General features: G+C 71.6%; 13 protein-coding genes. 3 read left to right on the top strand and 10 right to left on the bottom strand.

Translation table 11 applies throughout. The features are described from left to right. Nucleotides 1–64: 64 nt before the first annotated feature. The 4 genes from M8J73_RS18275 to M8J73_RS18290 all read right to left on the bottom strand — a co-directional run bounded on the left by M8J73_RS18275 (nt 65) and on the right by M8J73_RS18290 (nt 4,422). Nucleotides 65–1,009, bottom strand: a complete 945-nt coding sequence (locus M8J73_RS18275; protein WP_055540950.1) for a cytochrome c oxidase assembly protein — start codon at nt 1,007–1,009, stop codon at nt 65–67. Nucleotides 1,010–1,115: 106 nt separating this feature from the next. Then, nucleotides 1,116–2,141: a 6-phosphofructokinase gene (locus M8J73_RS18280; RefSeq protein ID WP_055540951.1), complete on the bottom strand. Its 1,026-nt coding sequence runs from the start codon at nt 2,139–2,141 to the stop codon at nt 1,116–1,118. A gap of 290 nt (nt 2,142–2,431) precedes the next feature. Further along, on the bottom strand, nt 2,432–3,160 hold the full coding sequence (locus tag M8J73_RS18285) for a type 1 glutamine amidotransferase (RefSeq protein ID WP_055522331.1): 729 nt from the start codon (nt 3,158–3,160) through the stop codon (nt 2,432–2,434). Between the two features lie 23 nt (nt 3,161–3,183). Next, nucleotides 3,184–4,422 (bottom strand): Mur ligase family protein, encoded by a 1,239-nt coding sequence (locus M8J73_RS18290; protein WP_055540952.1) that lies wholly within the window; start codon nt 4,420–4,422, stop codon nt 3,184–3,186. Nucleotides 4,423–4,574: 152 nt separating this feature from the next. On the opposite strand from M8J73_RS18290, the gene def reads away from it, so the two are divergent. After that, on the top strand, nt 4,575–5,114 hold the full coding sequence (gene def, locus M8J73_RS18295; protein WP_206187963.1) for a peptide deformylase: 540 nt from the start codon (nt 4,575–4,577) through the stop codon (nt 5,112–5,114). 100 nt (nt 5,115–5,214) lie between these two features. Here the strand turns inward: def and M8J73_RS18300 are convergent, their stop codons facing one another. Next, nucleotides 5,215–5,862 carry a TetR/AcrR family transcriptional regulator gene (locus M8J73_RS18300; protein ID WP_055540953.1) on the bottom strand — a complete coding sequence of 216 codons (648 nt, stop codon included), beginning with the start codon at nt 5,860–5,862 and terminating at the stop codon, nt 5,215–5,217. Nucleotides 5,863–6,029: 167 nt separating this feature from the next. On the opposite strand from M8J73_RS18300, the gene M8J73_RS18305 reads away from it, so the two are divergent. After that, complete coding sequence (locus M8J73_RS18305; protein ID WP_055540954.1) at nt 6,030–7,256, top strand: acyl-CoA dehydrogenase family protein; 1,227 nt, start codon at nt 6,030–6,032, stop codon at nt 7,254–7,256. A 43-nt stretch (nt 7,257–7,299) separates the two neighbouring features. Here the strand turns inward: M8J73_RS18305 and M8J73_RS18310 are convergent, their stop codons facing one another. Then, nucleotides 7,300–8,514, bottom strand: coding sequence for a cytochrome P450 (locus M8J73_RS18310; protein WP_055540955.1), 1,215 nt, complete (start codon nt 8,512–8,514; stop codon nt 7,300–7,302). Between the two features lie 230 nt (nt 8,515–8,744). Between M8J73_RS18310 and M8J73_RS18315 the strand changes: the two genes are divergently transcribed. Beyond that, nucleotides 8,745–9,407, top strand: coding sequence for a thiaminase II/PqqC family protein (locus M8J73_RS18315; protein WP_055540961.1), 663 nt, complete (start codon nt 8,745–8,747; stop codon nt 9,405–9,407). Nucleotides 9,408–9,428: 21 nt separating this feature from the next. Here M8J73_RS18315 and M8J73_RS18320 read toward each other — a convergent pair whose 3' ends face one another. From M8J73_RS18320 to M8J73_RS18335, 4 genes are all read right to left on the bottom strand, one after another. After that, nucleotides 9,429–9,668 (bottom strand): DUF6213 family protein, encoded by a 240-nt coding sequence (locus tag M8J73_RS18320; protein WP_055540956.1) that lies wholly within the window; start codon nt 9,666–9,668, stop codon nt 9,429–9,431. A gap of 25 nt (nt 9,669–9,693) precedes the next feature. After that, nucleotides 9,694–11,079, bottom strand: coding sequence for an NADP-dependent succinic semialdehyde dehydrogenase (locus M8J73_RS18325; protein ID WP_055540957.1), 1,386 nt, complete (start codon nt 11,077–11,079; stop codon nt 9,694–9,696). Nucleotides 11,080–11,144: 65 nt separating this feature from the next. Next, on the bottom strand, nt 11,145–11,612 hold the full coding sequence (locus tag M8J73_RS18330) for an NUDIX hydrolase (protein WP_055540958.1): 468 nt from the start codon (nt 11,610–11,612) through the stop codon (nt 11,145–11,147). Next, entirely contained in the window at nt 11,609–13,147 is a 1,539-nt protein-coding gene (locus M8J73_RS18335; RefSeq protein ID WP_055540959.1) for an ATP-dependent DNA ligase, read from the bottom strand. Before M8J73_RS18335 ends, M8J73_RS18330 begins: the two co-directional genes overlap by 4 nt. Nucleotides 13,148–13,299 lie beyond the last annotated feature (152 nt).

The following is a 13,299-nucleotide window of genomic DNA, read 5'->3' on the forward strand; positions in this document are numbered from 1 at the left end:
TGGGGTCGAACAAAAGAATAGGGGTCACGGAAAGGGGGAGTGACCCCGAGGCCACGAGAAGGGCTCAGCGGCCGCGTGCGTTGAGTGAGGCCAGATAGGCGTTGTACGCCTCGAGTTCCTTGTCGCCGTCCCGGTCGGCCGCCCGGTCCTGGCGCCGTGCCTGGCGCTGTTCGGAGCCGTACCACTGGAAGAGCAGCGCGAGCAGCACCAGCACGGACGGGATCTCGCTGAACGCCCACGCGATGCCGCCGGCGGCGTTCTGGTCGGCGAGCGCGTCGATGCCCAGCGACGCGGGCGGGTTCTCGTACGACTTCACCATCGGCGTGGACGCCATCATCAGGGCGATGCCGAAGAACGCGTGGAACGGCATCCCCGCGAACAACTCCAGCATCCGCATCAGATAGCCCGGCCGGTGCGGGCCCGGGTCCACGCCCATGATCGGCCAGAAGAAGAACAGGCCCACGGCGAGGAAGTGCACCATCATCGCGATGTGCCCCGGCCTGGACCCCATCAGGAAGTCGAACAGCGGGGTGAAGTACAGCGCGTACAGGCTCGCGATGAACATCGGGATCGTGAACGCAGGGTGCGTGACGATCCGCATGTACCAGCTGTGCAGGAACATCAGCAGCAGCTCGCGGGGCCCCTTGCGGCCCTTGCCCGCCGTCGGCAGCGCCCGCAGCGCCAGGGTGATCGGCGCGCCCAGCAGCAGCAGGATCGGCGCCAGCATGCTGATCACCATGTGCTGCACCATGTGCACGCTGAACATGACCATCCCGTAGTCGTTCAGCCGGGTGCACATCACCAGCATGATCATCAGCACACCCGCGACGAACGCGACGGTCCGCCCCACCGGCCACTTGTCCCCGCGCCGGACGAGCCGGACGACGCCCCACGCGTACAGCGCGAGCGCCAGCAGACAGCCGACCAGGAAGAACGGGTCCGCCGACCACCCGAGCCCCCGCCCCAGGGTGAAGGGCAGGAGATCCGTGCCGTGCCCGCTGTGATCCATTACGCCGGCTCCTGATTCGTGGGGGTTGAGCGCTGTCTGTCCGGCACCAGACTAGAACCGCCCCCGGCCGCGTCGGCGACCGGGGGCGGTACAGCGCTCGCGTCACTCAGAGCACGCACTCGGCTTCGTCGTACCGCTCCTCCGGAACGGTCTTCAGCGTCTCCACCGCCTCGGCGAGCGGCACCATCACGATGTCCGTGCCCCGCAGCGCGGTCATCCTGCCGAACTCCCCGCGGTGCACGGCCTCCACCGCGTGCCACCCGAAGCGCGTCGCCAGCACCCGGTCGTACGCGGTCGGCGTACCGCCCCGCTGCACATGCCCGAGGATGACCGGCCGCGCCTCCTTGCCGAGCCGCGCCTCCAGCTCGACGGAGAGCTGCCGGGCGATGCCGGCGAACCGCTCGTGGCCGTAGATGTCCTTGCCGCCCTCGTCGAAGTCCATGGACCCGGCCTTCGGCTTGGCGCCCTCGGCGGCCACGACGATCGCGAAGCGCTTGCCCGCCTCGAAGCGCTCGCCGACCCGCGCGGCCAGCTCCTCGATGTCGAAGGGCCGTTCCGGTACGACGATGGCGTGCGCGCCGGCCGCCATGCCGGAGTGGAGGGCGATCCAGCCGGTGTGGCGGCCCATGACCTCCACGACCAGGACGCGCTGGTGGGACTCGGCGGTGGTCTTCAGACGGTCCAGGGCCTCGGTGGCGACACCGACGGCCGTGTCGAACCCGAACGTCACATCGGTGACCGCGATGTCGTTGTCGATGGTCTTCGGCACGCCCACGACGGGCAGGCCGTTGTCCGACATCAGCCGGGCCGCCTTGAGCGTGCCCTCACCGCCGATCGGGATGATCGCGTCGAGGCCGAGCTCCGCGAGATGGCCCTTCGCCCGCTCCACACCGTCCCGCAGATGCGAGGGCTGGACCCGGGAGGAACCGAGGATCGTGCCGCCGCGAGCCAGGATGCCGCTCACCGCGTCGAGGTCGAGCTTGAGGTAGTCGCACTCCAGGAGGCCTTTCCAACCGTCCCGGAAGCCGATGACCTCGTCGCCGTGGTCGACGACGGCGCGGTGCACGACGGACCGGATGACGGCGTTCAGCCCGGGGCAGTCGCCGCCGGACGTGAGGACACCAATGCGCATAGCCCGAATTACCTTCTCAACGTGGGCAGGATCCGGACCACGCTGTCCGGCGGAATCCCCGCCACCCTACCGGCGCCGGGGGGCCGGACCGTAGCGGGCGTCCGCCTGCTGGACGCCCCCGCACAGGTGAGCGCACGCCTGGTCAGACGGGCTGTCACACCTGAGCGGGGGCGGTGTCAGACGGGCTTCGGTACGGGCACTGAGGAACCGTTTCTCAAGCTCCTCGGCCCACCTCGCCGAAGGTGCGCGGACCTCGGCCGACGCCGTCCGGGCCGGTCCGCGCGGACCCGTTATGCCGGCTCGGTGGCCGCCGCGATCCGCTCGTTGCGCAGGGCCTCGAACCAGCGGTCGTCGGTCGGCGGCAGCGCGTTGACGTCGAGCGCCAACTTCAGCAGCAGATCGGCGATCAGCGGGTTCCGGGCGAGCACCGGACCGTGCATGTAGGTGCCGAACACGGTGTCGTTGTACGCGCCCTCCGTGCCGTCGCCCGTGCCGTTGCCCTTGCCGAGCCGCACGTTCGCGAACGGGCGGGCGGTGGGGCCGAGGTGGGTGACGCCCTGGTGGTTCTCGAACCCGGTCAGCTGGGGCAGCCCGAGACGCGGGTCGATGTCCGCGAGGACGTCGCCGACGCACCGCTCGCCCTCGCCGCGGACCGTGGTCACGTCGAGCAGACCGAGGCCCGGCTCGCGCTGACCGAGGTCGTTGACGAACTCGTGGCCGAGGATCTGGTAGCCGGCGCACACCGCGAACACGATCGCGCCGTTGTTCACCGCCTGGTAGAGATGCCCGTCGCGGCGCAGCCGCTCGGCCGCGAGCCGCTGCGGACGGTCCTCGCCGCCGCCGATCAGGTAGATGTCGCCGGAGGTCGGGATCGGCTGGTCGCTGCGCACGTCCAGCCGGGCCACGTCCAGGCCGCGCTGACGCGCCCGGCGCTCCACGACCAGCACGTTGCCCTGGTCGCCGTACGTGCTGAGCAGGTCCGGGTAGACCCAGACGACCCGCAGGCTGTTGTCACTCATGAGTTCCCCTCGAGTCCTCGTGGTCAGTTGCCGACGCGGCGGCGAAGGTCCTGGAACGCGGTGTAGTTCGCGATGACCTCGATCCGGCCCGGCGGACACATCTGCACCGCCTGGTCGAGGCTGTCGCACACCTGGAAGTGCTGGTTCGCCACTTCCAGACGCACCGCGAGGTCGAGCTTCCGGTCGCCCAGCACGAAGATCGGGTGACCGGTCAGCCGCGTGTAGTCGACGTCCCACAGCCAGGAGGTGTCGGTGCCGTCGGCGCCGCGCGCGTTCACCGACAGGATCACCGGCGACGGCGGCGGGTCGATCAGCGAGAACGTCTCCAGCCAGCCCGCCGGGTTCTTGGCGAGCAGCAGCCGCAGATCGCGCTGCATGAACTGCACCACGTCATAGCGTCCGGCGACGGCCTGTACCTGGTACATCCGTTCCAGGGCGACCTGCGGGGGAACCCCGAAGACCGCGGCGACGGCGGCCGACGAGGCGGCGTTCGCCTTGTTGGCGCGGCCCGGCAGCTGGAGGTGGATCGGCCAGGCCGAGCCGTGCGGGTCGAGGACGTGGTCGCCGGAGAGCGCCCAGCTCGGGGTGGGCCGGCGGAAACCGCACTCACCGCAGAACCAGTCGTCGCCCGGGCGCTGCATCACACCGCCGCACGCCGGGCACGACCAGGCGTCGTCCTTCCACATCTGGCCGACGGCGACCCAGACCACGTTGGGGGAGGACGACGCCGCCCACACCACCAGCGGGTCGTCGCAGTTGGCGACGACGACGGACTTGGTGCCGGCCAGGCCCTCGCGCCAGGCCTCCGCCATCATGCGGGTCTCGGCGGCCCGGTCCAGCTGGTCGCGCGAGAGGTTGAGCAGCGCGATGCACTTGGGGTCCGTGTCCCGTGCCACACCGGCGAGGTACTTCTCGTCGACCTCGATGACACCGAACTTGGAGTCGGAGTTGCCGGCGAGCGCCGAGGTGATGCCCGCGGGCATGTTCGCGCCCAGCGCGTTCGACACGACGGGGCCCGCGGCGCGCAGCGCCTCAGCGATCAGCCGGGTCGTGGTCGTCTTGCCGTTGGTGGCGGAGACCAGGACGACGTCCAGGTTCTGCGCCAGTCGTGCGAGCAGATCGGGGTCGAGTTTGAGGGCCACCCGGCCGCCGATCACCGATCCGCTACCGCGTCCCGCGGCACGAGATGCCGCCGCGACCGCCTTGCCCGCCGTCACGGCCAGCTTGGCCCGCGGCGTCAGCGGGTCCGAGTTGCCTGCCATCAGTTCTCGATCCTCCTTGCGTACAGCGCCGCGCCCAGTCCCGGCAACGTGTGGACCAAAGCCTATCGAGATCCACTCACGCGCCCGAATCTCGCCGGGCCGGTAGCACCTACGGGACCGGCGATATCGGGTCCGAACGTACTCTTGCGCCCATGCGAAGCGGCTCGATTCCCGGCGCCCGAGGGCGCGTTCTCCCCATCACACTGCTCGGGGACCCCGTCCTGCACGCCCCGTGTGAGGAAGTCACGGAGTTCGGTCCCGAACTCGAGCGGCTCGTGGAGGACATGTTCGCGACGATGTACGCGGCGCGCGGCGTGGGTCTGGCCGCGAACCAGGTGGGCCGGGCGCTGAGGGTGTTCGTGTACGACTGCCCGGACGACGAGGACGAGCGCCACCTCGGCCATGTGGTGAACCCGCGGCTGGTGTCGGCGGACGGGATCCTGCTGCGCGGGCCGGAGGGCTGTCTGTCGCTGCCGGGGCTGGAGGCGGGGGTGGAACGGTACGACGAGGCCGTGGTGGAGGGGTACACGGTCGACGGGGACCGTGTACGGGTGCCGGGGACCGGGTTCTTCGCGCGGTGCCTCCAGCACGAGTGCGATCACCTCGACGGCCGGGTGTATGTGGACCACCTCTCGGGGTGGCGCCGTTCCGTGGTGCGGCGGAAGATCGCCAAGGCGCCGTGGGGCGGCTGACATGCCTGCGGGCGCGGGCGCGGGCGGGGGCGCGGGCCAGGGCGCGGGTGCGTCGTCGCTGGTCGCGCGGCGCCCCACGCCGGTTCCGAAGCGGCCGGGGTCAGAAGCCCGGGCCGCCCACCCTGTCGCCCGCGGCCGCCAGGCGGCCCCACAGGAGGTCGGCCATGCTGCGGACCAACTCGGCCCTGGTGCAGGGGCGTTCGCCGAGCCACCAGTCGCCCGCGGCGTGCATCATGCCCACGATGCCATGGCCCCAGATCCGTGCGAGCCGGCGGCTGTCCGGGCCGAGGTCGAGGCGCTCTTCTATGACCGTGCCCAGTTCCTCGCCCATGCGCCGCAGCAGGGGCGCGGAGAGCTTGCCGACGTCGAAGCCCTGGTCGCCCCCCGGCTGGCCGCCCTCGGCGGGATGCATCAGGAAGCGGTAGACCTGAGGGCGGGCCTCGATGGCCGCGAGATAGGTGTCGAGGGTCGCCTCGACGCGTTCCCGGCGCTCCGCCGGGGCGTCCAGGGCGGCCCGCAGGGAGTCCAGGAGGGCATCGGTGTGACGCTGGGCGAGCGCGGCGTAGAGTCCGCCCTTGTCGCCGAAGTGGCGGTAAAGGATGGGTTTGGTGATGCCCGCCTCGGCGGCGATGGCGTTCATCGACGCCCCGGGGCCGTCGCGGAGCACCACACGGTCCGCGGCCTCCAGCAGCTCGCGCCGACGGCGGTCGGCGGACCGTTCCTGGTCGGTCGACTGCGTGGTGTCCATGTCTCTCCCCCAGTACAGATTTCGGTGACGCCTGCGCAAAGTAGCACTGACGGACACGTCACGATCGAACGGGCTACCGAGGGCGACCCGGGAGTTGACTTTTCCTACCGACCGGTAACAGACTCGCGTTACCGCAGGTAACATCTTAGTGCAGTGCTGGAGGCGTCATGGCCGAGTTCACGATGGAACTCAACGAGGAACAGCGAGAGGTCCGCGACTGGCTGCACGGATTCGCCGCCGATGTGATCCGGCCCGCGGCCGCCGAGTGGGACGAGCGCGAGGAGACGCCCTGGCCGGTCATCCAGGAGGCCGCCAAGGTCGGCATCTACTCCCTCGACTTCTACGCCCAGCAGTACTTCGACCCCACCGGCCTCGGCATCCCCATGGCCATGGAGGAACTGTTCTGGGGTGACGCCGGCATCGCGCTCTCCATCGTCGGCACCGGCCTCGCGGCGGTCGGCGTCCTCGCCAACGGCACCGAGGAGCAGATCGGCACCTGGATCCCCCAGATGTACGGCGACGCCAACGACGTCAAGGTGGCCGCCTTCTGCTCCTCCGAGCCCGACGCCGGCTCCGACGTCGCCTCCATGCGCACCCGCGCGGTCTACGACGAGGCCAAGGACGAGTGGGTCCTCAACGGCACGAAGACCTGGGCGACCAACGGCGGCATCGCCAACGTCCACGTCGTGGTGGCCGTGGTCGACGCCGAACTCGGCTCCAAGGGCCACGCGTCCTTCATCGTCCCGCCGAACACGCCCGGCCTGTCCCAGGGCCAGAAGTTCAAGAAGCACGGCATCCGTGCCTCCCACACCGCCGAGGTCGTCCTGGAGGACGTGCGCGTCCCCGGCTCCTGCCTCCTCGGCGGCAAGGAGAAGCTCGACGAGCGCCTGGCGCGGGCCCGCGAGCGGGCCAAGGCCGGCGGCGAGCGGGTGAAGAACGCGGCGATGGCCACGTTCGAGGCGAGCCGGCCCGCCGTCGGGGCGATGGCCGTGGGCACCGCCCGCGCCGCCTACGAGGTCGCTCTGGAGTACGCCAAGACCCGTGAGCAGTTCGGGCGGCCGATCATCGACAACCAGGGCGTCGCGTTCCAGCTGGCGGACATGCGGACGTCCGTGGACGCGGCCCGGCTGCTGGTGTGGCGGGCCTCCTGGATGGCGATCAACGGCAAGCCGTTCACCGCCGCCGAGGGCTCGCAGTCGAAGCTGTTCGCGAGCGAGACGGCGAAGAAGGTGACGGCGCAGGCCCTGCAGATCCTCGGCGGCAACGGCTACACCCGCGAGTACCCGGTGGAGCGCATGCACCGGGACGCAGCCATCTACACGATCTTCGAGGGGACGAGCGAGATCCAGCGGCTGGTGATCGCCCGCACCGTCTCGGGGATGTCCATCCGATAGCACCCCGGGACCGATGAGACGCGCCGCGCTCCCGGGGTGACGGTCACCAGGTGACCGGGAGGGCCTCGGGGCCGCGGATCAGGGCGCCGCGCCGCCAGCGGACCTCGGCGGGCGGCACCGCCGGCCGCAGGCCCGGCACCCGGTCCAGGAGCGCGTCCACGACCAGTTCGGCCTCCAGCCGGGCCAGGCCGGCGCCCACGCACGCATGGGCGCCGTGCCCGAAGGCCAGATGGGGGTTCGGGTCGCGGTCGAAGTCGATGCGCTCGGGGTCGGGGAAGACCTCCGGGTCACGGTTGGCGGCCAGGTACGACACATAGACCGGCTCGCCGGCCCGGATGCGGACACCGTGGAGGACCACGTCCTCCAGAGCGATCCGGGACAGGCCGACGGCGTTGCGGTGCGGGACGTACCGCAGCAGTTCCTCGACGGCGCGCGGCCGCAGCCCGGGCTCCTCGCGCAGCCGGGCGAGCAGGTCGGGGCGGCTCAGCAGGACGAAACACATCCGACCCGTGTTGTGGATGAGGGCCTCACCGCCGATCTGCAGGGAAACGGCCAGCGCCGACGCCTCCTCCTGGGTGATGTCCCCCCGGCCCACGGCCGCGCCGAGCAGGGAGACGACGTCCTCCCCGCCGGAGTCCCGGTGCTCGGTGACGGCCGTCGCGAAGTACGCCCTCATGTCCCGCTCGGCCCGTTCACCGGCCTCGGCACCGTCCGTCAGGGACAGGATCCGCCGGTTCCGTACCCGCATCTCCTCGCGGTCCGCCTCGGGGACCCCCATCAGGTCGCAGACCACAGTGACCGCGAACGGCTCCAGCACCCGCGCGACGAGGTCCGCGGGCGGGCCGTCGCGCAGCATCGCGTCCACCGTCGCCTCCAGCTTCCGCCGCGCCGTCGCCCGCAGTCGGGCGATGCCCGGGGCGTCGAAGGCCGGGGCGAGCGCACGGCGCAGCCGGGCGTGGTCCGGCGTGTCGGCCAAGGTCATCGCACCGGGCCGCGGGGCGAAGTGCGGCTCCCACCGGGTGACCTGACGGCCGGCCACCTCCGCTCGGCTGAACCGGGGGTCGTCCGTCACCAGCCGTACGTCGTCGTGACGGGTCAGCAGCCATGCCCAGCCCTCGCCGTTGGGCAGCTGGATCCGGTTGATCGGGCCCTCCCGCATCAGCTCTGCCAGCACGGGGTCGAAGTCGACCCCGCTCAGCCTCAGGACGGGCCAGTGCCGTACCGGCGGGGCGCCCAGGGTCTCTTCGCTCGTCGTCATGTGTCGCCACGCATGGGGAACGCCTGCTTTCGCTGTCCGGAAGGGGCCCTCGGCCCGGGCACGCGGTGATGCGGTGGAGTACCCACGATCACCCGTCGGCCCGGCGATCTCGCGCCGGACTACTCCGGACCGGCGAAGCCGCACGGAGCACCGCCCCCTACTCCGGACCGGGCGGCCGTGCCATGGTCGAAGAGGCACAGCGCCACCGCCGGAACCGACGGGAGTACGCCATGACGCGCACGGCAGGGCACCTGCTGGACACCCTCACCGCGAAACTGGCCCCGGCCCCCGACGACAACCCCCTGCTGCCGCTCATCGCCGCCGGGACGGCCGACCGTGCCACCCTCGCCGTGCTGGCCATGGAACAGCACCTGGTGATCGCCTCCGACCACCGCTCCTTCGCCCGTCTGGCCCAGCGGGCGGCGACCGAGGCCCCCGCGAGCGCCGCGTTCTTCCGGCTGCTCGCGGACGGCGAGGCCGTCGCGGCCGGCCACCTCACGGTGTTCGCGCGGGCCTGCGGCGTGGACGAGGAACGGGCCGCGGCCCATGAACCGCTGCCGGGCTGCCAGGCCTACCCGTCGTACGTCGCACGCCTGGCGCTGGAGGCCGCGCCGGCCGACGCGGTCCTCGCCCTGACCGCCAACTTCGCCTCCTGGGGCGGCTACTGCGCCACGATCGCGCGAGCCCTGCGCCACCACTACGACCTCACCGACGAGACGTGCGCGTTCTTCGACTTCTTCGCCGAGCCGTCCCCCGACCTGGACAAGAGCGCACGGACGGCCGTGGAGGAGGGCCGGGAAGCGGGCCGGCTCGACGAGAGGCTCGCCCAGCGCCACGGCCGACTGCTGCAGAGCTACGAATCCATGTTCTGGAGCACACTCGCCCGCCTGTGACAGGGGCGGAAGGGGGCCGGCTCAGCCGGACACGGCACCACTGCTGTGCGCGATGCACGCCACGTCGATACGGTCGGCCAGCTTCGCCAGCTCGATCGTCAGCGCGGCCACCGTGTCCTCGTCCAGATCGTCCGCGCCCGCCTCCACCAGGTGCAGCCACCGTCCGCCCACCGTTCGCAGCAGCTTGCTGACATCGGCGGCGGCCACCTGAAGGGTCCCGCGGTCGTCGACGATCAGAGGCAGAGTCACTTCGCGGTTCACAACGGGGATGGTAACCGCGGAACGCTCACGCCCCGTGCCACACGGTGGTGATGTTGCAGAACTCCCGGATTCCGTGTCCGGACAGCTCACGTCCGTAACCCGACCGCTTGACCCCGCCGAACGGGAAAGCCGGGTGTGAGGCGGTCATTCCGTTGACGAAGACCCCTCCCGCCTCGAGGTCCCGCACACAGTGGTCGACCTCGGCCGCGTCCTGTGTCCATACGTTCGAGCTGAGTCCGAAGGGCGTGTCGTTGGCGATTGCGATCGCTTCGTCGAGGTCGGCGACCCGGTACAGGGTGGCGACCGGACCGAAGGTCTCCTCGCGGTGGACGCGCATCTCGGGGGTGATGTCGGCGAGGACGGTCGGCGGGTAGTACCAGCCGGGCCCGTCCGGGCGCTCCGCGCCGCACAGCACCGTGGCACCGCTCTCCACGGCCTCGTCGACCAGGCCCTCCAGGTCCTCGCGGCCCTGCTCGCTGGAGAGCGGCCCGACATCGGTGTCCTCGTCCAGCGGGTCGCCGACCTTCAGCGCCCTCATGCCCTCGACGAAACGCTCGGTGAAGGCGTCGTACACATCGGCGTGCACGATGAACCGCTTGGCGGCGATACAGGACTGACCGGCGTTCTGCGCACGCGCCGTCACCGCGGTGCGCGCCGCGCGGTCGACGTCCGCGGACGGCATCACGATGTACGGGTCGCTGCCGCCCAGCTCCAGCACCGTCTTCTTGATCTCGTCACCGCAGACGGAGGCCACGGACCGGCCCGCGGGTTCGCTGCCGGTCAGGGTGGCCGCCCGGACCCGGGGGTCGCGCAGGACGCCCTCGACGGCGCCGGACCTGATGAGCAGGGTCTGGAAGCAGCCCTCGGGGAAGCCGGCCCGGCGGAACAGGTCCTCCAGGTAGAGGGCGGTCTGCGGCACGTTCGAGGCGTGCTTGAGCAGACCCACGTTGCCGGCCATCAGGGCGGGCGCGGCGAAGCGGATCACCTGCCACAGCGGGAAGTTCCACGGCATCACCGCGAGGACCGGGCCGAGCGGGCGGTAGCGGACCAGGACGCGGGAGGCACCGGAGTCCTTCACGTCCGCGTCGGAGGGCTCCACATCGGTGAGCAGGACCTCCGCGTGCTCGGCGAACCAGCGCATCGCCTTCGCGCACTTGGCCACCTCGGCGCGGGCCTGCTTGACCGGCTTGCCCATCTCGGTCGTCATGACGCGGGCGACGTCCTCCGCGTCCTCCTCCAGGAGGTCGGCGGCCCCGCGGAGCAGTCGGGCGCGTTCCGCGAACGACGTCGTCCGGTACGTGTGGAACGTGCGGTCGGCCGTCGCGAGCCGACGCTCGATCTCCTCCTCGCCCAGGGCCTCGTACGTCTTGAGCGTCTCGCCGTTCGCCGGATTCACCGTCGCGATGGGCATGCCTGACCTCCTGCGTGGGCTGTCCCTCGACCTTCCCGCGCGGCGACGCGCGCCGCAACGCGGGCTCAGCCCGAGTGCTCAGAGAGCCGGTCGAGAAACTCGGTCTGCGCCTTCACGAGCACCGCGCGGGCCCGCTCCAGGTCACACCACTCCACCCGGTCCAGTTCGGGGAACTCCTGGATCCGCCCCGACCTCGGCGGCCACTCCATCCGGAACGTCCCCGGCACCACGGTCGCCGGGTCCAGGTCGGCCTCGATCGCCCACACCGTGACGATCTTGCCGTTGGTCTGCCGCACCTCGCCCAGGGGTACGGCCTCCCCGTCGGGCGGCTCCAGCCCCAGCTCCTCACGGAACTCGCGGCGCGCCGCCTCCCAGGCGGGCTCGTCGGGTTCGTACTCGCCCTTCGGCACCGACCACGCGCCCGCGTCCTTGCGCTCGAAGTACGGGCCGCCCATGTGGCCCAGCAGCACCTCGACGCCGCGCTCGGTGCGGCGGTACAGCAGCAGACCGGCACTGCGCTTGGGCGTCGTCACCGGGTGACCTCCGGGTGTGCGGCGAGCAGGGTCTCGACCGTATCGGCTTCGGCGGGGGTCTTGTCCTTGCGATAGCGGATCACGCGCGCGAAACGGAGGGTGACACCGGCCGGATAGCGGGTCGAGCGCTGCAGGCCGTCGTAGGCGATCTCGACGACGAGTTCGGGGCGGACGGTCACACCCCAGCGTTTCTCCTCGACGGCCAACTCCCGCAGCCGCTCGGTCTGCCAGGTCAGCATCGCGTCCGTCATGCCCTTGAAGGTCTTGCCGAGCATCGCGAAGCCGCCGTCGGCGGTGCGCGCGCCGAGGTGGAGGTTGGAGAGCTTGCCGGTGCGCCGCCCGTGGCCCCACTCGGCGGCCAGCACCACCAGGTCGAGGGTGTGCACGGGCTTCACCTTCAGCCAGGAGGCACCGCGGCGCCCCGCGCTGTAGGCGGCGTCCAGGCCCTTCAGCACGACCCCTTCGTGGCCCCGCGCGAGCGTGTCCGCGAGGAAGCGCTCCGCCTCGGCGAGGTCGTCGGGGCCGTGCACGAGGGTGCGCCGGACCCGCATCGGCTCCGGCACGAGCCGGGCCAGCTCGGTGTGGCGTTCGGTGAACGGCAGGTCGAGGAGGTCCCGGCCGTCCATGGAGAGCGCGTCGAAGAAGACCGGCGACACCGGCACCTGCTCGGCCGCCGTCGCCACGTCCAGCCGCGAACCGACCCGCCCGGCGGTCTCCTGGAAGGAACGCGGCCGCCCCGCCTCGTCGAACGCGATCACCTCCCCGTCGAGGATGAACCGCTCGCCCCGCAACTCCAGCGCCGCCGCCGTCAGTTCGGGGAGGCGGTCGGTGATGTCGTCGAGGGTCCGCGTGTACAGGCGTACGTCGGGGCCGTCACGGTGGACCTGGACGCGGATGCCGTCCAGCTTCTCCTCGACCGCACAGGCGCCCAGCTTCTCCACGGCCCCCGCGACCGAGGAGGCGCTGTGCGCCAGCATCGGCAGGACGGGCCGCCCCACCGTGAGCCGGAACCTCTCCAGGGCCGACGGGCCGTCCGCGAGCAGCCCCTGCGCCACCGTCTGGAGCGAGCCGGCGAGCATCACCGCCCGGCGGACGTCGGCGGGGGGCGCGCCCGTCGCCGAGGCCAGGCCCTCGACGGCCACCGCGTCCAGCGCGCCCTGCCGGACCTCGCCCGTGAGCAGCCCGAACAGAAAGCGCTGCTCGACATCGGTGGCCGCGGCGAGCAACTCGCCCACGAGGCGCCGGCGTTCCGCCTGCGAGCCGGTGCCCGTGACGCCGCCGATCTCCGTGAGACGGGCGTCGACGTCGCGTACGGCCAGAGTGGGCTCGGCGGCGGGGGCGATGTCCTGGTCGAGGACCTTCCAGCCGATGCCGAGACGGCCCTGGGGGAGACGTCCCGCGAGGTACGGGATGACGATCGGCACGTCCTCGGCGTCCGCCTCCCGGAACAGCTCGGCGAGCAGAGCGGTCTTGCGGGAGCGGGCCGAGGTGGCGGCTACCTGGTGGGACAGGTGGGCTAGCTGGGCGAACAGCATGCAGCCATGGTCCTACGGAGTTTGGGCGGGTGCCTACTGGGTGGGGGCGCGGGGGTGCGACGGCGGGTGCGGGTGGGTGGGGGCTGGTCGCGCAGTTCCCCGCGCCCCTCGATGGCCCTTCGGGCCGATCGTTCGCGCAGTTCCCCGCGCCC

This window comes from Streptomyces neyagawaensis, from assembly GCF_023516595.1.
Taxonomy (GTDB): Bacteria; Actinomycetota; Actinomycetes; order Streptomycetales; family Streptomycetaceae; genus Streptomyces; species Streptomyces neyagawaensis.